Here is a 19,036-nt window from a genome sequence, read left to right on the forward strand (position 1 = left end):
GTTTGCTGCTGAGCTGTGACATCCCCTAGGGGGTCTCGTCACACTCCCTGGGGGGAACCCGGAGGGAAGGGCGGGTCCGGTGTCCACCTGAGGGTCAGCTCCGGCAGGTTCTCCATGTTGCCGCTGCCGTCGCCGGTGGCGACGACCGTGAAGCCGTGATGGGCGTAGAAGGCGCGGGCTTCGGTGTTGAGCCGGAAGACGTGCAGGGTCAGGCCGCCGGGACTGAGCCGCCGGGCCTCGGCGAGGAGCCGGGTGCCGATGCCGGCACGGCGGACGTCCGGGCGCAGGTACAGGTGGTCGAGGAGGTCGCGGTCCACGGCGGCGTAGCCGAGGATCTCCGGGCCGCGGGCCGCCACCACGGTCGCGCACTGCGGCAGCACGACCTCCCGGATCCAGTGGGTGACCTCGGCATGGGTGCGCCGCTGGGGCGGGAGGTAGGGCATGGTGGCGCTCCGCGACGCCTGGTGCACGGCGGCGATGGCGGGGGCGTCGGCGCGCACGGCGGTGCGGATCCGCATGGGCGCGGTGCGCCGGGCCTCGTCGGGGTCGTCTGCCATGCGGTCATGATCGGGGCGGGGCGTGCCGGCGGCAACCGGATTCCGTGCGCGGGCGCCGGGCCTCCCGGGGCGGGCCGGGTCGGGGCCATCATCCGTGTGTGCGGAGGGAGTTGGCGCACGAGTTGGCGCACCGGTGGGCCGTCCGAACCCCCGGGGAGCGGGCCCCGGGGGCCGGGGTGCGGCCCGGTCAGGCGCCGTCCGTACCGGTGCGGCACGACGGGTGTCCCCAGCCGTCGGGGTTCTTGGCGATGGGCTCGCCCGCCGCGTAGGAGCGGCCGCAGCGGCAGCGGCCCGGGAACTTGGCGTCGAGGGTGCGTGTCGAGCTCCCCGAGGCGCGCCGCCGCGCGGGGGACGCGGTGGCCTTCCCGGCCGAGCCGTTGGTGCGGCGGCGGGTGCTGCCGGGCCGCGGTGTGTCGGACGAGGGGGGCGGCTCCGGGGAGCCCAGTCCGCTGCCGGCGGGCTCCTGGCGGACGGCGGCCTGGCTCGCGGCGCGGTCGGCGAAGTCGTTGAGCGGGTCGCCGTCCACCTGGTGCGCGGGCACGTACGTGAACTCCACGGGGCGCCCGGTGAGCAGTGCGTCGATGCGCATCACGAGTTCCTGGTTGGCGACCGGCTTGCCCGCCGAGGTCTTCCACCCCTTGCGCTTCCAGCCGGGCAGCCAGGTGGTGACGGCCTTCATCGCGTACTGGGAGTCCATCCGGATCTCCGTCGGTGCGGCCGGATCGGTGGACGCCAGCAGGCGCTCCAGCGCGGTGAGTTCCGCGACGTTGTTGGTGGCGGTGCCGAGCGGGCCGGCCTCCCAGCGGGTGACGGTTCCCGCGTCGTCGCCGATGACCCATGCCCAGCCCGCGGGCCCTGGGTTTCCCTTCGAGGCGCCGTCGCAAGCGGCGATCACGCGTTCAGCCATGCGGGCGATGATGCCAGGCCCCCGGGCGCCGGGCGAAGCCGCGCCCGCCGCTCTCGCCGCCGCTCTCGCCGCCGCTCTCGCCGCCGTCCGCGTGGCTGCCCGTGGCCCGGCGTGCGCATCCGCCGGGGGCGCTCCTGGCCGGGAACGGGAGCCCCCGGGCTCGCAGGGGCTCCCGGCCCTCATGCCGACGGCCGGCCCCGCGCCTGGCGGGACCGGCCGTAACGGTGGGCGAGCGGCGCTACTTCACCGGCTCGGGCTCCGGGGCGTCCTCGGACTCCGCGGCGTCCGACGGGTCGGCCGGGGTCCTGACGGAGTCCAGCAGCAGCTGGGCCACGTCGACGACCTGGATGGATTCCTTCGCCTTGCCGTCGTTCTTCTTGCCGTTGACGGAGTCGGTGAGCATGACGAGGCAGAAGGGGCAGGCCGTCGAGACGATGTCGGGGTTCAGCGACAGTGCCTCGTCGACGCGCTCGTTGTTGATGCGCTTGCCGATCCGCTCTTCCATCCACATGCGGGCACCGCCGGCGCCACAGCAGAAGCCGCGCTCCTTGTGGCGGTGCATCTCCTCGTTCCGCAGGCCCGGCACCTTGGCGATGATCTCGCGCGGCGGGGTGTAGACCTTGTTGTGGCGGCCCAGGTAGCAGGGGTCGTGGTAGGTGATCAGACCCTCGACCGGGGTGACGGGGGTGAGCTTGCCCTCGTCCACCAGGTGCTGGAGCAGCTGGGTGTGGTGGATGACCTCGTACTCGCCGCCCAGCTGGGGGTACTCGTTCGCGATGGTGTTGAAGCAGTGCGGGCAGGTCGCGACGATCTTCTTCGACGACTTCGGCTTCTTGGTCGACTCGTCCTCGTCATCCTCACCGAACGCCGCGTTCAGCGTGGCGACGTTCTCCGCGCCGAGCTGCTGGAAGAGGAATTCGTTGCCCAGGCGGCGCGGCGAGTCACCGGTGCACTTCTCGTCGCCGCCCATGATCGCGAACTTCACGCCCGCGATGTGCAGCAGCTCGGCGAAGGCCTTGGTGGTCTTCTTGGCGCGGTCCTCCAGGGCACCGGCGCAGCCCACCCAGTAGAGGTACTCGACCTCGGTGAGGTCCTCGATGTCCTGGCCGACGACCGGGACCTCGAAGTCGACCTCCTTGGTCCAGGCGAGGCGCTGCTTCTTGGCCAGGCCCCAGGGGTTGCCCTTCTTCTCCAGGTTCTTGAGCATCGTGCCCGCCTCGGACGGGAACGAGGACTCGATCATCACCTGGTAGCGGCGCATGTCGACGATGTGGTCGATGTGCTCGATGTCGACCGGGCACTGCTCGACGCAGGCGCCGCAGGTGGTGCAGGACCACAGGACGTCCGGGTCGATGACACCGTTCTCCTCGAGGGTGCCGACCAGGGGGCGCTCGGCCTCGGCCAGCGCGGCCGCGGGCACGTCGGCGAGCTGCTCGGCGGTGGCCTTCTCGTTGCCCTCGTCGTCCTTGCCGCCGCCGGCGAGGAGGTACGGCGCCTTGGCGTGCGCGTGGTCGCGCAGCGCCATGATCAGCAGCTTGGGCGACAGCGGCTTGCCGGTGTTCCAGGCCGGGCACTGCGACTGGCAGCGGCCGCACTCGGTGCAGGTGGAGAAGTCGAGGATGCCCTTCCAGGAGAAGTGCTCGATCTGCGAGACGCCGAACTGGTCGTCCTCGCCCGGGTCCTCGAAGTCGATCGGCGTGCCTTCGCTGGTCATCGGCTGCAGCGCGCCCAGCGCGACGTCGCCGTCCGCCTCGCGCTTGAACCAGATGTTGGGGAAGGCCAGGAAGCGGTGCCAGGCGACACCCATGTCGGTCTTGAGCGCGACCGTGATCATCCAGATGAAGGACGTCGCGATCTTGATCAGCGCGAAGACGTACGTCAGGTTCTGCAGGGTGGCGACGCTCATCCCCTTGAACCACGCGACCAGCGGGTACGAGGCGAAGAACGAGGCTTCGTAGCCCGCCACGTGGTGCTGGGCGCCCTCCAGGGCGTGCAGCGTCACGATGCAGATGCCGACGATGAGGATGACGGCCTCGACGAAGTAGGCCTGGCCGAAGTTGGAGCCCGCGAAGCGGGACTTGCGGCCCGCCTTCCCCGGCTTGCTCAGCTGCCGGATGACGATCAGGGTCAGGATGCCGAGCGCGGTCATCAGGCCGAGGAACTCGACGAAGACGTTGTACGGCGCCCACTCGCCGATGATCGGCAGGATCCAGTCGGCCTTGAAGAGCTGGCCGATGGCGTTGACGATCGTCAGCAGCAGGGAGAAGAAGCCCACCGCCACGAACCAGTGCGCCACGCCGACGATGCCCCAGCGGTTCATCCGGGTGTGGCCGAGGAACTCCTTGACCACCGTGACCGTGCGTTGCGCGGGCTCGTCGGTCCTGGTGCCGGCGGGTACGGGCTGGCCGAGCCGTACGAAGCGGTAGATCTGCAGGAGGGCGCGGCCGAACAGCGCCACGCCGACCACGATCAGGACCAGCGACACGATGATCGCGGCGAGTTGCATTGGGGGCTCCTCGAACCTGCGAGAGCGGAAAACTGAGCAATCCGAGCGGGACTACTAAGCGGTAACTTTTTTGGTCTGCGGCTGAGGTTACCCATTCTCCCCGGCGCCATGAAGCCGCCTGACCGGTGATCTGCGTCGCGAAGGCAACCCTGTGTGCGCCCCGCTCCTTCGGGGAGGAGTCCCGGTGACGATAAGAGCGACATAAAACTTGAGCGCCCAAGGCTCAGCTCTGTTGACAGGATTTCTTCCGTGCTGCACTCTTGAGCCTGTTCCACTCAAGTCAGCTGGAGGAATTGAAATGGCACGTGCGGTCGGCATCGACCTGGGCACGACGAACTCCGTCGTCAGTGTTCTCGAAGGCGGTGAGCCCACCGTCATCACCAACGCCGAGGGCGCCAGGACCACGCCGTCCGTCGTCGCCTTCGCCAAGAACGGCGAGGTGCTGGTCGGCGAGGTGGCGAAGCGCCAGGCGGTCACCAACGTCGACAGGACCATCCGGTCGGTCAAGCGCCACATGGGCACCGACTGGAAGATCGACATCGACGGCAAGGGCTTCAACCCGCAGCAGATGAGCGCCTTCATCCTGCAGAAGCTCAAGCGTGACGCCGAGTCGTACCTGGGCGAGAAGGTTGTGGACGCGGTCATCACCGTCCCCGCCTACTTCAACGACTCCGAGCGCCAGGCCACCAAGGAGGCCGGCGAGATCGCGGGCCTCAACGTCCTGCGGATCGTCAACGAGCCGACCGCCGCGGCGCTGGCCTACGGCCTCGAGAAGGAAGACCAGACCATTCTGGTCTTCGACCTCGGTGGCGGCACCTTCGACGTCTCGCTGCTGGAGATCGGCGACGGCGTCGTCGAGGTGAAGGCCACCAACGGTGACAACCACCTCGGTGGTGACGACTGGGACCAGCGCGTCGTCGACTACCTGGTCAAGCAGTTCCAGAACGGCCACGGCGTCGACCTGGCCAAGGACAAGATGGCCCTCCAGCGCCTCCGCGAGGCCGCCGAGAAGGCCAAGATCGAGCTGTCCTCGTCCACCGAGACCACGATCAACCTGCCCTACATCACGGCGTCCGCCGAGGGCCCGCTGCACCTGGACGAGAAGCTCACCCGGGCCCAGTTCCAGCAGCTGACCGCGGACCTCCTGGAGCGCTGCAAGACCCCGTTCCACAACGTCATCAAGGACGCGGGTATCAACCTGTCCGAGATCGACCACGTGGTCCTGGTCGGCGGCTCGACCCGTATGCCGGCCGTCGCCGAGCTCGTGAAGGAGCTGACCGGCGGCAAGGACGCCAACAAGGGCGTCAACCCGGACGAGGTCGTCGCCCGCGGCGCCACCCTCCAGGCCGGTGTCCTCAAGGGTGACGTCAAGGACGTCCTCCTGCTGGACGTCACCCCGCTGTCCCTCGGTATCGAGACCAAGGGCGGCATCATGACCAAGCTCATCGAGCGCAACACCACGATCCCGACCAAGCGGTCCGAGATCTTCACGACGGCCGAGGACAACCAGCCGTCGGTGCAGATCCAGGTCTACCAGGGCGAGCGCGAGATCGCGGCGTACAACAAGAAGCTCGGGATGTTCGAGCTGACCGGCCTGCCGCCGGCCCCGCGCGGGGTCCCGCAGATCGAGGTCTCCTTCGACATCGACGCCAACGGCATCATGCACGTGACCGCGAAGGACCTGGGCACGGGCAAGGAGCAGAAGATGACCGTCACCGGCGGCTCCTCGCTGCCGAAGGACGAGGTCGACCGGATGCGTCAGGAGGCCGAGCAGTACGCGGACGAGGACACCAAGCGCCGCGAGGCCGCCGAGACCCGCAACCAGGCCGAGCAGCTCGTCTACCAGACCGAGAAGTTTCTCAAGGACAACGAGGACAAGGTCCCCGGTGAGGTCAAGACCGAGGTCGAGGAAGCCGTCAATGAGCTGAAGGAGGAGCTCAAGGGCGAGGACACGGCCGAGATCCGCACCGCCACCGAGAAGGTCGCGGCCGTCTCGCAGAAGCTGGGCCAGGCCCTGTATGCCGATGCCCAGGCCGCCGGTGGCGCCGAGGGCGCCGAGGGTGCCGCTGGTGCCGCCGGTGAGCAGGCCAAGGCCGAGGACGACGTCGTGGACGCCGAGATCGTCGACGACGAGAAGCCCAAGAAGGACGGTGCCGCGTGACGGAGGAGACCCCGGGCTTCGACGAGAAGCCTGACGTCCCCTCCGACGCCGCTCCCGAAGATGCGGCGCAGGAAGCCGAGTCCGCCGAGAAGGCGGGCTCGGCCCCGGCCGGGGACGCCAGTGACAGCACCCGAGACGCCCAGGACACGGCGCTGACGGCGCAGCTGGACCAGGTACGGACGGCGCTCAACGAGCGCACCTCGGACCTCCAGCGGCTCCAGGCGGAGTACCAGAACTACCGCCGTCGGGTGGAACGGGACCGGGTCACGGTCAAGGAGATCGCCGCGGCGAACGTCCTGTCCGAGCTCCTTCCCACCCTCGACGACGTCGGTCGTGCGCGAGAGCACGGCGAACTGGTCGGCGGCTTCAAGTCGGTGGCCGAATCGCTGGAGACCGTGGTCGCCAAGCTGGGTCTGCAGCAGTTCGGCAAGGAGGGCGAGCCCTTCGACCCGACGATCCACGAGGCGCTGATGCACTCGTACGCGCCGGATGTCACGGAAACCACGTGCGTGGCGATCCTGCAGCCCGGGTATCGCATCGGTGAACGAACGATCCGCCCCGCGCGGGTCGCCGTCGCCGAACCGCAGCCGGGCGCGCAGACCGTCAAGTCCGCCTCGGAAGAGGACGCCAAGGCTTCGGACGAGGAAAACGGTGGCCCGGACGAGGGCTGACGTGAGGGCGTACAAGGAAACCGCGCGGAAGGAGGGACGTCGGGGATGAGCACCAAGGACTTCGTCGAGAAGGACTACTACAAGGTCCTCGGCGTCCCGAAGGACGCCACCGAAGCGGAGATCAAGAAGGCGTACCGGAAGCTCGCCCGCGAGTTCCACCCGGACGCCAACAAGGGCGACGACAAGGCCGAGGAGCGCTTCAAGGAGATCTCCGAGGCGAACGACGTCCTGGGCGACCCCAAGCGGCGCAAGGAGTACGACGAGGCACGGACGCTGTTCGGCAACGGCGGCTTCCGGCCCGGCCCCGGTGCGGGCGGCGGCAACTTCAACTTCGACCTGGGCGACCTCTTCGGGGGCACCGCCCAGGGCGGCCAGGGCGGCGGCTTCGGCGGCGGCCTCGGGGACGTCTTCGGCGGCCTGTTCAACCGCGGCGGCGCGGGTACCCGTACCCAGCCGAGGCGGGGCCAGGACGTCGAGTCCGAAGTCACGCTGAGCTTCACCGAAGCGGTCGACGGCGCCACGGTCCCGCTGCGGATGTCCAGCCAGGCGCCGTGCAAGTCGTGCTCGGGCACCGGCGACAAGAACGGCACGCCGCGGGTCTGCCCGACCTGCGTCGGCACCGGTCAGGTCAGCCGGGGCGCGGGCGGCGGGTTCTCGCTCACCGATCCGTGTGCGGACTGCAAGGGCCGGGGCCTGATCGCCCAGGACCCGTGCGACGTCTGCAAGGGCAGCGGTCGCGCGACGAGCGCCCGCACCATGCAGGTGCGCATCCCGGCGGGCGTCTCCGACGGGCAGCGCATCCGGCTGCGCGGCAAGGGCGGCCCCGGTGAACAGGGCGGCCCGGCGGGCGACCTGTACGTCGTGGTGCATGTCGACGCCCACCCGGCGTTCGGCCGCCGGGGCGACAACCTCACCGTCACCGTGCCGGTCACCTTCCCGGAGGCCGCGCTGGGTGGCGAGATCAAGGTCCCGACGCTGGGCGGCCCGCCGGTCACGCTGAAACTGCCGGCCGGCACTCCCAACGGCCGTACCATGCGGGCCCGCGGCAAGGGCGCCACCCGTAAGGACGGCACCCGGGGTGATCTGCTGGTCACCATCGAGGTGCAGGTGCCCGACGACCTGAGCGACAAGGCGAAGGAATCGCTGGAGAACTATCGCGAGGCGACCGCGGGATCCGACCCGCGGGCGGAGCTGTTCAAGGCCGCGAAGGGAGCTTGAGATGGACAGCCGGGGCGGGCAGCGTCGTAACCCATATGAACTGACCGAAGAGTCGCCGGTGTACGTCATCTCCGTCGCGGCTCAGCTTTCCGGCCTGCATCCGCAGACCCTGCGTCAGTACGACCGATTGGGTCTGGTCTCGCCCGACCGCACGGCCGGGCGGGGCCGCCGCTATTCCGCCAGGGACATCGAACTGCTGCGTACGGTGCAGCAGTTGTCCCAGGACGAGGGCATCAACCTCGCCGGCATCAAGCGCATCATCGAGCTGGAGAACCAGGTCGCGGCCCTGCAGCAGCGGGTCGCCGAGCTGCAGGGCGCCGTGGAGGGCGCGGCCAGTGCGATGCAGCAGCGGGAGGCGGCGGTGCACGCCTCCTACCGCCGCGACCTGGTGCCGTATCAGGATGTGCAGCAGACCAGTGCGCTGGTCGTGTGGCGGCCGAAGCGCCCGGAGTAGCGGGCGCCGACCGTACGGCACGGCGCGCAGACGAATCGGCACAGGGCCGGGGAACATCTCCCCGGCCCTGTGCCGTTTCCGTGGTCGTGCGGGCTTCAGCAGCCGTTGTAGCCGGCCGTCGGCATCGACAGTCGGCGGTGCACATGGGACTTCATCGTCAGCGTGTACTCCGGCTCGTCCAGGTCGGCGGTTTCCAGGCGTACGCCCGCCGCCGAGCACCGGGCGCTGAAGTCGTCGGCGCCGTCGATCGCGTACTCCAGCGCACGGCGGTTGGGCACCACGAACACATCGACCAGGCCCTCTTCGACATCGCTCCACAGCGCGCTGTGGTCGGCGCGCAGCTGGTGCAGGCTGAGCCGGCAGGTCAGGTGGTAGTCACGGGCTGCCGCCCACTGGGTGCACATGTCGTGCTGGCTGCGGTCGTCGACCAGAAACGGATCCTCGTCCAGCTCGGACAGCGGCATCAGGCAGGCGATCGCCGTCACTCGGACCGAGTTCATCGTGCCCTCCGGGGCGTGGCGATTGTGGGGGCGACGATACCCCCGCGGACGCCCCGGGGTGGAGGGCTTGTGCCCGGTGGTGAGGCATATCCGCAGGCATGGCAGATCTTCCAGCCGTCCTGGTTGATGGCGAGCTGGCCGCCGCACCGGGGGCAGAGTTCCGCGCGCGGGTACGCAGGGGGAGGCCCTGGGCGGCGGGGAGCAGATGTCGCGCTGCGCAGCGCCTGCGCCATGCGGGCCTCCGGCTGCCGTCTTGTGCTCGAAGGAGGGTCGATGAGGTCCGCTTGGAGCGCGGAACTGTTCGATGCCTGCCGATTTCTTCTTCCTGGTTACCAGGTGCGCGCAAGGCGGCGGACGCGCACCATCCGTTTTCGGCCAGCTCCGAGCCGTAGGACGGCCCGTACGGACTCAGGCCCGGCCCAGCGCCCTGGTCACCGCGATCTCGATCATGACGCGGTCGGGGTTCGGCTCCGGTGTGCGGCGGTACCGCCCGGCGTATCGGGCGACCGCGTCGGCCACCGACTCCGCGTCCGTACGCACCCGCGCGATGCCCTCCAGCGTCGCCCAGCGGCCACGGTCCACCTGGCAGACGGCGACGGTGGCCCCGTCCGGCCCGGCGGCGAGGATGTTCTTGACCTTGGTGCTGTCCTTGCGGGTGATGACCCGTGCGATCCGCTGCCCGGCGTCGTAGGTGACACCCACCGGGACGACATGCGGTGTCCCGTTCGTACGCAGCGTGGTCAGGGTCGGCATCAGGTACTCGTCCCAGAAGGCGAGGTACTCGGGGGTGAGGGCGGAGAGGTCGTGGGCCATGGTGGCCAGGGTAGTTGCGGGTGGCCGGGCGCGAGCCGGTTCCGCGGCCCCGGGGGAACCCGGTGGCATCCGGGGCCGTACGGGAAGGGGGCGGCGCATCCGGCGCCGTGTGTGCGCGGCGAGGCCGGGCGGGCTTGGCCGGAACGGCCTTGAGTGGAATAGACTCAACTTATCGCACGTTGCAGTGTGCAGGGTAAGGCGGCTGGACCGGTGAAGCCGCCCACGACGAGTGCGAGCAGTGGACGAGCACGGGCAGTAGACCGAGTACAGGCACCAGTAACGAGGAGGATCACAAGGCCGTGGACGCCGAGCTGACCAACAAGAGCCGGGAGGCGCTGGCCGCCGCCAACGAGCGGGCGGTCACCGCCGGACACGCGGACATGACGTCCGCGCATCTGCTGCTCGCGCTGCTGGCCGGGCAGGACAACGAAAACATCATGGACCTGCTGGCGGGTGTCGAGGCCGACGCCGCCGCGCTGCGCTCCGGAGCCGAGCGCCAGCTCGCCGGGCAGCCCAGCGTCCAGGGTTCGACCGTGGCGCCGCCGCAGCCGGACCGCGATCTGCTGGCCGCCATCGCGGACGCCACCAAGCGCGCGCGGGATCTCGGCGACGCCTATGTCTCCACCGAACACCTCCTCATCGGCATCGCGGCCAAGGGCGGCCGCACCGGCGAACTGCTGGAGCAGCAGGGCGCGAGCGCCAAGAAACTGGTCGCCGCCTTCGAGGCCGGCCGCGGCGCGCAGCGGGTGACGAGCGCCGACCCGGAGGGCACGTACAAGGCGCTGGAGAAGTTCGGTACGGACTTCACGGCGGCCGCCCGTGAGGGCAAGCTCGACCCGGTCATCGGCCGCGACCACGAGATCCGCCGCGTGGTGCAGGTCCTCTCCCGCCGTACGAAGAACAACCCGGTGCTCATCGGCGAGCCCGGCGTCGGCAAGACCGCCGTCGTCGAGGGCCTGGCCCAGCGCATCGTCAAGGGCGACGTGCCCGAGTCGCTGCGCGACAAGCGGCTGGTCGCGCTGGACCTGGGCGCGATGGTCGCGGGCGCGAAGTACCGCGGTGAGTTCGAGGAACGGCTCAAGACCGTCCTGGCCGAGATCAAGTCGAGCGACGGCCGGATCATCACGTTCATCGACGAGCTGCACACCGTCGTCGGCGCGGGCGCCGGCGGCGACTCGGCCATGGACGCGGGCAACATGCTCAAGCCGATGCTGGCCCGCGGCGAGCTGCGGATGGTCGGCGCGACCACCCTCGACGAGTACCGCGAGCGGATCGAGAAGGACCCCGCGCTGGAGCGGCGTTTCCAGCAGGTACTGGTAGCCGAGCCGACCGTCGAGGACACGGTGGCCATTCTGCGCGGCCTCAAGGGACGCTACGAAGCACACCACAAGGTCCAGATCGCCGACTCCGCGCTGGTCGCCGCCGCCACTCTCTCCGACCGCTACATCACCTCCCGCTTCCTGCCCGACAAGGCCATCGACCTGGTCGACGAGGCCGCGTCCCGACTCCGTATGGAGATCGACTCCTCCCCGGTGGAGATCGACGAGCTGCAGCGCGCCGTCGACCGCCTCAAGATGGAGGAACTCGCGCTCAAGAACGAGACCGACGCCGGCTCCGTCCAGCGCCTGGAGAAGCTCCGCAAGGACCTCGCCGACAAGGAGGAGGAGCTGCGGGGGCTGACCGCCCGCTGGGAGAAGGAGAAGCAGGGCCTCAACCGCGTCGGTGAGCTGAAGGAGAAGCTCGACGAGCTGCGGGGCCAGGCGGAGCGTGCCCAGCGCGACGGCGACTTCGACACCGCCTCCAAGCTGCTGTACGGCGAGATCCCCGGCCTGGAGCGGGAGCTGGAGGAGGCCGCGGAGGCGGAGGCCGAGCAGGAGGCGGCCAAGGACGCCAAGGAGTCCATGGTCAAGGAGGAGGTCGGGCCGGACGACATCGCGGACGTGGTCGGCGCCTGGACGGGCATCCCGGCCGGCCGGCTGCTGGAGGGCGAGACGCAGAAGCTGCTGCGCATGGAGGACGAGCTCGGCAAGCGGCTGATCGGCCAGACCGAGGCCGTACGGTCGGTCTCCGACGCGGTACGCCGCACCCGCGCCGGCATCGCCGACCCGGACCGCCCCACCGGTTCCTTCCTCTTCCTCGGCCCGACCGGCGTCGGCAAGACCGAGCTGGCCAAGGCGCTCGCGGACTTCCTCTTCGACGACGAGCGGGCCATGGTCCGGATCGACATGTCGGAGTACGGCGAGAAGCACTCCGTCGCCCGCCTGGTCGGCGCCCCGCCCGGCTACGTCGGCTACGAGGAGGGCGGCCAGCTCACCGAGGCGGTGCGTCGCCGCCCGTACTCGGTGATCCTCCTGGACGAGGTCGAGAAGGCCCACACCGAGGTCTTCGACGTCCTGCTCCAGGTCCTCGACGACGGCCGCCTCACCGACGGCCAGGGCCGCACCGTCGACTTCCGCAACACCATCCTCATCCTCACCTCCAACCTCGGCTCCAACTTCCTCATGGACCCGCTGCTGAAGGAGGACCAGAAGAAGGAGAGGGTGCTGGAGACGGTCCGAGCCTCGTTCCGCCCCGAATTCCTCAACCGCCTCGACGACGTGGTGGTCTTCCACCCCCTGGGCACCGATCAGCTCCAGCGCATCGCCCGGATCCAGCTCGACCACCTCCAGCGCCGCCTGGCCGACCGCAGGCTCACCCTGGACGTCACCGACCGCGCCCTGGCCTGGCTCGCCTGGCTGGGCCGGGAACCGGTCGTCGACGCCCCGGCCCCGGACCTCTCCTACGGCGCCCGCCCCCTGCGCCGCCTGGTCCAGACGGCCATCGGCGACCAGCTCGCGCGCGCCATCCTGGCAGGTGATGTGCTGGACGGAGACACGGTACGGGTGGATGTGGACGGGGACCGCCTCTCCGTCACACCCGCCAGGGCCGCCGCCTGACCACCATCCGCGCCACACACCGCCCCGTCCGTCCCGCACTTGCCAGGACGGGGCGGATGTGGGGGAGGATGGCAAGGACCATACGAAGGGAATTCCACGGTGAGCATCGACCCGTCCTCGATTCCGAATTTCGGGGGCCAGCCCGAACCCGAGCCGTCGGGGCCTGATGGTCCCGTCGTGCCTGACCAGGATCTGGTGAAGCAGCTCCTCGACCAGATGGAGCTGAAGTACGTCGTCGACGAGGAGGGTGACCTCGCCGCCCCGTGGGAGCAGTTCCGCACGTACTTCATGTTCCGCGGCGAGGAGGAGCAGCAGATCTTCTCCGTCCGCACGTTCTACGACCGCTCCCACGGCATCGACGACAAGTCGAAGCTGCTGGAGGCGATCGACGACTGGAACCGCCGGACCCTGTGGCCCAAGGCCTACACCCACACCCATGACGACGGCACGGTCCGTCTGATCGGTGAGGCATCGATGCTGATCGGCACCGGCGTCTCGCTCGAACACTTCGTGTCGAGCACGGTCAGCTGGGTGCGTGCGTCGATCGAATTCGACAAGTGGATCGTCGAGCAGCTCGGCCTCGAAGCCGAGATCGAAGGCGACCAGAACGACAAGCCGGGTGACGACGAGGCCTGAGCCTCGGCGTTGTCACCTCTCGGCTGCGCGGGCCCCGGAGCTTTTGGCTCCGGGGCCCGCGTTCGTGTGCGGGGCCCGCCCTGGTGTCCTGGCCGTCGTGCGGCGTTGTCGCAGGGCCTCGCGGAGGGGCACAGCGGGCTGGACTCCACGCTGAAGGGGCTTGCGGACGCTTACGAGGGGGCGTCCTACGATGCCCTGCTCAGCCGCTGGGAACAGGCATCCGCCCAGCACCACACAGTCCTGACCAACTGCTGTGACGTGCCGGCCACCGCGCTGGAGGTCGCGGCCACCGGCGTGGTCGTGGCCGAGGGAGTGGTCATCGCCCAACTGGTCGTCACCGCCGTCGAGATGGCGGCGGCAGCGGCCGCGACCGTGGCGACCCTCGGTATCGCGGCTGCCGCCGAGGCGGCAGCCATCGAGATCGGCAAACGCATCATCAGGGCCGTCATCCAGGAAATCGAGGATGTCCACCTCGCCGAACTCGTCACCATGGCGATCGAGCCGTTCCAGGCCGAGATCGAAAAAGCCGTGTCCGGCCTTGTTCTCAAGGGCGTTGACGCGGCACTGGGTGCGGCGGCGGGTGCCGCGTGAGCAAGGGATTCAAGGCACACACCGACCACTTGGCGAAGGCGGCCAAGGAAGCCCACGGCCATGTGGAGGGGGTGGAGCGGTTCAGTAGCAATCTGGACGCCAAGACGCGCGGCAAGCTGCTCGGCAAGGGCAAATTCGGGATGGTGGTCCAGAAGGCGGTCCGCTCGCGCAGGTCTACGCCTATCTCTTCGAGGACTTCGACGCCATGCCGGTCGCCCCGCAGTAGCGGTCCGTCTTCCGGGACGAGCGGGTCGCCGTGACCGGCGTCTTCGCCTGGAAGCACGGCCGCCGCTACGCCTGCCTCCAGGACCTCTGGGACCATTTCTACGGTGACCGGAAGAGCCGCCGGTGGCACCGACCCGCAAGCGCCGCCGCCCGAGGGCTGCGGCGCGTAGCGGTCGGACGTCATGCCCGGCGGCTCCCCCCAAAAAGCCTCAGAGCTTCTGCAGCCGTCCGACCGCCTCCCGCAGGACCTCCTCGCGCTTGCAGAACGCGAAGCGTACGAAGGGTGCGCCTTCGTCCTTGTGGTCGTAGAAGACCGCATTCGGGATGGCGACGACGCCGGCGCGTTCGGGGAGGGCGCGGCAGAAGGCGAAGCCGTCGCCTTCTTTGGACAGCTCGGCGCCGAGGGGGCGGATATCGGTGGTGATGAAGTAGGTGCCGGAGGGGCGGAAGACCTGGAAGCCGGCGTCGGTGAGGCCGGTCGCCAGGATGTCGCGCTTGGCGCGGAGGTCGTCGCGCAGGGCGGTGTAGTACGCGTCGGGGAGGGCGAGGGCCTCGGCGACGGCGTACTGGAAGGGGCCGGCGGAGACATAGGTGAGGAACTGCTTCGCCGAGCGGACGGCGCCGATCAGCTCGGGGGCGGCGGTGATCCAGCCGACCTTCCAGCCGGTGAAGGAGAAGGTCTTCCCGGCGGACGAGATGCTGACGGTGCGGTCGCGCATACCGGGGAACGACGCGAGCGGGATGTGCTCGCCCTCGAAGACCAGGTGCTCGTAGACCTCGTCGGTGATGACGAGGAGGTCGCGTGCCACGGCCAGTTCGGCGACGGCGGCGAGTTCGTCGTGGGTGAGGACGGTGCCGGTGGGGTTGTGGGGGGTGTTGAGGAGGATCAGGCGGGTGTCGTCGGTGACGGCGTCGCGGAGCTCGTCGAGGTCGAGGTGGTAGGAGCCGGCCGACGGGTCGGGGCGCAGGGTCACCGGGACGCGCCGGGCGCCGGCCATGGCGATGCAGGCGGCGTAGGAGTCGTAGTAGGGCTCCAGGGCGATGACCTCGTCGCCCGGTTCGAGGAGCGCGAGGAGCGCGGCGGCGATGGCCTCGGTGGCGCCCGCGGTGACCAGGACCTCGGTGTCGGGGTCGTAGGACAGGCCGAGGTGCCCGTAGAAGCGGTCCTGGTGGGCGGCGACGGCGGTGCGCAGCTCGGGGATGCCGGGGCCGGGCGGGTACTGGTTGCCGCGGCCGTCGCGCAGGGCGCGGACCGCCGCCTCTCTGACCTCTTCGGGGCCGTCGGTGTCGGGGAAGCCCTGGCCCAGGTTGATGGAGCCGGTCCGTAGGGCGAGTGCCGACATTTCGGCGAAGATCGTGGTGCCGAATTCGGCGAGACGGCGGTTGAGCAGCGGTCGGTCCATGCGGGCCATCCTCCGCCGAACCTCTGGAGTTCCTCAACTGTGCTTTGAGCTCCCGGGGCTCCGGGCATCAGCTCCGCACAACAGACAGTGACGGCCGCCGGGGAAGGCGGCCAGCGGCGCACACGGCGCCGGACGGAGCGGATGCCTCGCTTCGGGGGAGAGAAAGGAGTGTGAGGCGGATGGGAATCACGATCTTTCTGCTGATCTGCTTGCTGGTTGTGTGGCTGGTGAGCCTGGCCTCGCGGGGCAGTGGCGGCGGTCGTAAGCGCGGCGGTCGTGGCGGCGGCAGCTGGTGGGCCGGCGGTGGCGGCGGCAGCAGCTGCGGATCGTCCGGCGGTCACCATGGCGGTCACCACGGCGGGGGCGGCTGCGGCGGGGGTTCCTCCTGCGGTGGCGGCGGCTGTGGTGGAGGCGGCGGTGGTGGCGGTGGCTGCGGCGGCGGGGGCGGGGGTTCCTGAGCCCGGCCGGGGGCCGCGGGGCGGCAGGGGCTGCTGAGCCGGCCGCCCGCCTGCGCCGGTGCATGACCGACGGCCGTTCCGGAGTACCCGGGGCGGCCGTTCCGGCTTGCCCCGGCGCCCCTTTCCGTGACGGTCGGTGCCCTCCCCAACTGCACACATGCACGCGGCTCATGCTTGACCGCATATGCGCGCGGCGTGCCGCGGTGGTACGGCCAACATCCTTCTGACGCTTGCGTGTTGAACAACTGAACTGAGGAGCCCTCTAGGGGATGGAAACCCATCGAAGATGGGTAAAACGGCTGTGGTCGACCTCTCATCCGTGATTCCCTTCCCTCAGAGAATCCCCCAGTTCTCGCATCCCACGTGGGCACAAGCCGGCAGGCAGTCGTACATGCCTGTTCCTTCTCGGGCGGGCCGGCCCACCATCCATTTGCGTGCTTGTGGAGCCGACCCATGCTCACCACCCTGAAAACGGCATACACCGATACCCGTGCCTCCGACCTCGCTTGGGCCCTCGGCAGGGAGCCCCTGCCGGCGCTGGCGGTGCTCGACCTCCAACTCGACGACTCGCTGGTTCAGTTGAGACTGCTCGGAGCCTCTCACCAGGTGCTTCTCCAGGAGGAACACGGCAGTTGCTCCGAGACGGTCGCCTGTATGCCGGGCAGCAGCACCCCTCTGCCGCTCGGTGTGGCCAAGCGGCTGGGTGACTGGGAATACGAATTCGCCGCGCATGTGGAGACGTTGTCGCGCGGTTCGTTCGCCGGCCGGGCCCAGGAGCTGCTGGCGCTGGTCGCCGAGCATCCGCACGGCCTTGCGGGGACGTTCCCCGGATCGCCGCACGCCTTCACCGCGATGCTGGCGCAGCGCCAGCACGGCCAGGTGCGCTGGCGGACCTGGCATGCGTATCCACAGGAGGGGCGGTTGGTGGCCACCCGCACACGAGTGGGCGTACGGGCGGCGGTCGCGGCCGTCTAGACGGGGTCCGACAGCGGGCGTGCCCGGCGTCGTCGCGCCGGGACTCCCCGGGCGCGGTGTCCTGGCATCTCCGCCGCGACGCGACATATGCCCTGTGCATGACGACATGCCCCGTGCGTATCAACATGGGCGGCAATGACTTGTGTGTAGAACGGAGACTGCACTCGTGTGGGTGACAAAAGCGTACGGAACCGTCACGTAGCGTTCATTTCATGATCGACCCGCCAGAGCCCGTCCTCACCGGCGCCCTCGGGCCGCCGGAAGCCATGGCACCGGCACGGCTGCCAGTGCCGTCCGGGCTCGGCCGTCTGCTCGTCCTCGCCGTCGTCTTCGTCTGCGCCGCCTGCGGACTGGTCTACGAGCTCGAACTGGTCGCACTCGCCACGTACTTGGTCGGCGACTCCGTCACCCAGGCATCGGTCGTGCTGTCCGTCATGGTCTTCGCCATGGGCATCGGCGCGCTCGTGGCCAAGCGGCTGCGCTGCCGTGCGGCGGCCGGCTTCGGCGTGGTCGAGGCGCTCCTCGCACTGGTCGGCGGCGGTTCCGCGATGGCGCTCTACGCCTGCTTCGCCTGGTTCGGCCAGTCCCGCTCCGCGCTCGTCGGCTTCTCTCTGGCGATCGGTGCCCTGATCGGGGCCGAGGTGCCGCTGCTGATGACCCTGATCCAGCGGGTCCGCCGGCAGGACGCCGGCGGCGCGGTCGCCGACCTCTTCGCCGCGGACTACGTCGGTGCGCTCGTCGGCGGGCTGGCGTTCCCGTTTCTGCTGCTGCCCCGCCTCGGCCAGCTGACCGGCGCACTGGTCACCGGCGGGGTCAACGCGGTGGCCGGCGGCGCGCTGGTGCTGTGGCTCTTCCGCCGCGATCTGAGCGCCCGCGGACGCTGGCTGCTGCTCCTGGTCAATGTGCTGGTCCTCGCGCTGCTCGCCACAGGCACGCTGCTGGCCTCGTCCTTCGAACAGGCCGCCCGGCGCGCGGTGTACGGCTCGGCGGTGCGGGTCGCGGTCCAGACCGGCGTCCAGGAGGTCGTGATGACCGGTGGCACGGGCGGCGGATCCGGTGCGGGGCGGGGGAGGAAAGGTTCCGGCCGACCGCTCGAGATGTATCTGGACGGCCGCCTGCGGGTCAGCGCGGACAACGAGTTCCGCTACCACGAAGCGCTGGTGCACCCGGCGATGGCGGGTGGCCCGCACGGCCGGGTGCTGGTCCTCGGCGGCGGTGACGGACTGGCCGTGCGCGAGATCCTCCGCTACCGCGCGGTCCGTTCGGTCACCGTCGTCGAACTCGACCCCGGGCTCCTGCGGCTGGCCCGTACGGACCCCGGCCTCACCCGTCTCAACCGCCACTCGCTGAGCGACCCCCGGGTGCACACGGTGACCGCGGACGCTTTCGACTGGCTGCGCAAGCGGGACGGGGAGGCCGTCGCGGGCCGGGCTTCGCGGCCTTATGACGTCGTGGTCTCCGACCTTCCCGATCCCGGGATCACCTCGAGCACGAAGCTCTACTCCCAGGAGTTCTTCGGGCTCACCGCACGGGTGCTGGCCACTGACGGCCGCATGGTGGTGCACGCCGGGGCGCCGGCGCAGCGACCGCGTTCGTACTGGACGGTCGAGGCGACGGTGCGCTCGGTGGGCCTGGCGACGGTGCCGTACCGCGCCCCGGGGCGGTTCGCCGGCTTCTCCGGGGCCCCGGACCGTGCCCTCGGACCGGCCGGGTCGCCGCCGCACCGCGCACCGGGCGGCGAGAATCCGGCGCCGGCCGCGCGGCGGCCCAGGTTCTGGGGCTTCGTCCTGGCCGCATGGCGTCAGCCGCGGCTGGGGCTGGCACCGGACGCGCCCCCGCTGGCGGCCGTCACCGACGACGGCCTGCGGGCCGGCGAGCGCGACATGGCCGGCCAGCGGATCCGGTCCGTACGGCCCTCGACGCTGATGCACCCGCAGTACCGCGAGTGAGCGCGGGCAGGGTACGCCCGCAGGGGCCGGACCGGGGCGATCCGGCGGGGAGCGCAGAAAGTTGCGCGGGGGCAGG

At 70.1% G+C, this 19,036-nt stretch carries 15 protein-coding genes; 9 read left to right on the forward strand and 6 right to left on the reverse strand.

Going from position 1 to position 19,036, the window contains the following annotated elements:
- Positions 1–38: 38 nt before the first annotated feature.
- The 3 genes from ACGFML_RS26825 to ACGFML_RS26835 form a co-directional block, all read right to left on the reverse strand.
- Positions 39–557, reverse strand: coding sequence for a GNAT family N-acetyltransferase (locus ACGFML_RS26825; protein WP_393547837.1), 519 nt, complete (start codon positions 555–557; stop codon positions 39–41).
- A 187-nt stretch (positions 558–744) separates the two neighbouring features.
- On the reverse strand, positions 745–1,476 hold the full coding sequence (locus tag ACGFML_RS26830) for a ribonuclease H (RefSeq protein ID WP_393548000.1): 732 nt from the start codon (positions 1,474–1,476) through the stop codon (positions 745–747).
- Between the two features lie 226 nt (positions 1,477–1,702).
- A complete protein-coding gene (locus ACGFML_RS26835; RefSeq protein ID WP_393547839.1) occupies positions 1,703–3,970 on the reverse strand; it encodes a (Fe-S)-binding protein in 2,268 nt (755 codons plus the stop codon).
- 298 nt (positions 3,971–4,268) lie between these two features.
- Here ACGFML_RS26835 and dnaK point away from each other — a divergent pair, with 298 nt between their 5' ends.
- From dnaK to ACGFML_RS26855, 4 genes are read left to right on the forward strand one after another with little or no spacing between them, the layout of a single operon-like run.
- Positions 4,269–6,131: a molecular chaperone DnaK gene (gene dnaK, locus ACGFML_RS26840; protein ID WP_393547841.1), complete on the forward strand. Its 1,863-nt coding sequence runs from the start codon at positions 4,269–4,271 to the stop codon at positions 6,129–6,131.
- Positions 6,128–6,802: a nucleotide exchange factor GrpE gene (grpE, locus tag ACGFML_RS26845; protein ID WP_393547843.1), complete on the forward strand. Its 675-nt coding sequence runs from the start codon at positions 6,128–6,130 to the stop codon at positions 6,800–6,802. Before dnaK ends, grpE begins: the two co-directional genes overlap by 4 nt.
- Positions 6,803–6,847: 45 nt before the next feature.
- Positions 6,848–8,020: a molecular chaperone DnaJ gene (gene dnaJ / locus ACGFML_RS26850; RefSeq protein WP_393547845.1), complete on the forward strand. Its 1,173-nt coding sequence runs from the start codon at positions 6,848–6,850 to the stop codon at positions 8,018–8,020.
- Position 8,021: 1 nt separating this feature from the next.
- Complete coding sequence (locus ACGFML_RS26855; protein WP_393547847.1) at positions 8,022–8,474, forward strand: heat shock protein transcriptional repressor HspR; 453 nt, start codon at positions 8,022–8,024, stop codon at positions 8,472–8,474.
- 95 nt (positions 8,475–8,569) lie between these two features.
- Here ACGFML_RS26855 and ACGFML_RS26860 read toward each other — a convergent pair whose 3' ends face one another.
- Entirely contained in the window at positions 8,570–8,974 is a 405-nt protein-coding gene (locus tag ACGFML_RS26860; RefSeq protein ID WP_393547849.1) for a hypothetical protein, read from the reverse strand.
- A 408-nt stretch (positions 8,975–9,382) separates the two neighbouring features.
- Entirely contained in the window at positions 9,383–9,787 is a 405-nt protein-coding gene (locus ACGFML_RS26865) for a pyridoxamine 5'-phosphate oxidase family protein (RefSeq protein ID WP_393547851.1), read from the reverse strand.
- A 299-nt stretch (positions 9,788–10,086) separates the two neighbouring features.
- Here ACGFML_RS26865 and clpB point away from each other — a divergent pair, with 299 nt between their 5' ends.
- The 3 genes from clpB to ACGFML_RS26880 all read left to right on the forward strand — a co-directional run bounded on the left by clpB (position 10,087) and on the right by ACGFML_RS26880 (position 13,950).
- Positions 10,087–12,723: an ATP-dependent chaperone ClpB gene (clpB, locus tag ACGFML_RS26870; RefSeq protein ID WP_393547853.1), complete on the forward strand. Its 2,637-nt coding sequence runs from the start codon at positions 10,087–10,089 to the stop codon at positions 12,721–12,723.
- A 99-nt stretch (positions 12,724–12,822) separates the two neighbouring features.
- The gene (locus ACGFML_RS26875) at positions 12,823–13,359 is read left to right on the forward strand and encodes a YbjN domain-containing protein (RefSeq protein ID WP_393547855.1); all 537 of its coding nucleotides are present in this window, start codon (positions 12,823–12,825) and stop codon (positions 13,357–13,359) included.
- 105 nt (positions 13,360–13,464) lie between these two features.
- Entirely contained in the window at positions 13,465–13,950 is a 486-nt protein-coding gene (locus ACGFML_RS26880; RefSeq protein WP_393547857.1) for a hypothetical protein, read from the forward strand.
- 434 nt (positions 13,951–14,384) lie between these two features.
- On the opposite strand, the gene ACGFML_RS26885 is transcribed toward ACGFML_RS26880, so the two are convergent.
- Entirely contained in the window at positions 14,385–15,578 is a 1,194-nt protein-coding gene (locus tag ACGFML_RS26885; RefSeq protein ID WP_393547859.1) for a pyridoxal phosphate-dependent aminotransferase, read from the reverse strand.
- Positions 15,579–16,489: 911 nt separating this feature from the next.
- Here ACGFML_RS26885 and ACGFML_RS26890 point away from each other — a divergent pair.
- A complete protein-coding gene (locus ACGFML_RS26890; RefSeq protein WP_393547861.1) occupies positions 16,490–17,011 on the forward strand; it encodes a DUF2617 family protein in 522 nt (173 codons plus the stop codon).
- Between the two features lie 212 nt (positions 17,012–17,223).
- On the forward strand, positions 17,224–18,960 hold the full coding sequence (locus tag ACGFML_RS26895) for a polyamine aminopropyltransferase (RefSeq protein ID WP_393547863.1): 1,737 nt from the start codon (positions 17,224–17,226) through the stop codon (positions 18,958–18,960).
- The last annotated feature ends 76 nt before the right edge of the window (positions 18,961–19,036 follow it).

Source organism: Streptomyces sp. NPDC048650, assembly GCF_043199095.1.
Lineage (GTDB): Bacteria > Actinomycetota > Actinomycetes > Streptomycetales > Streptomycetaceae > Streptomyces.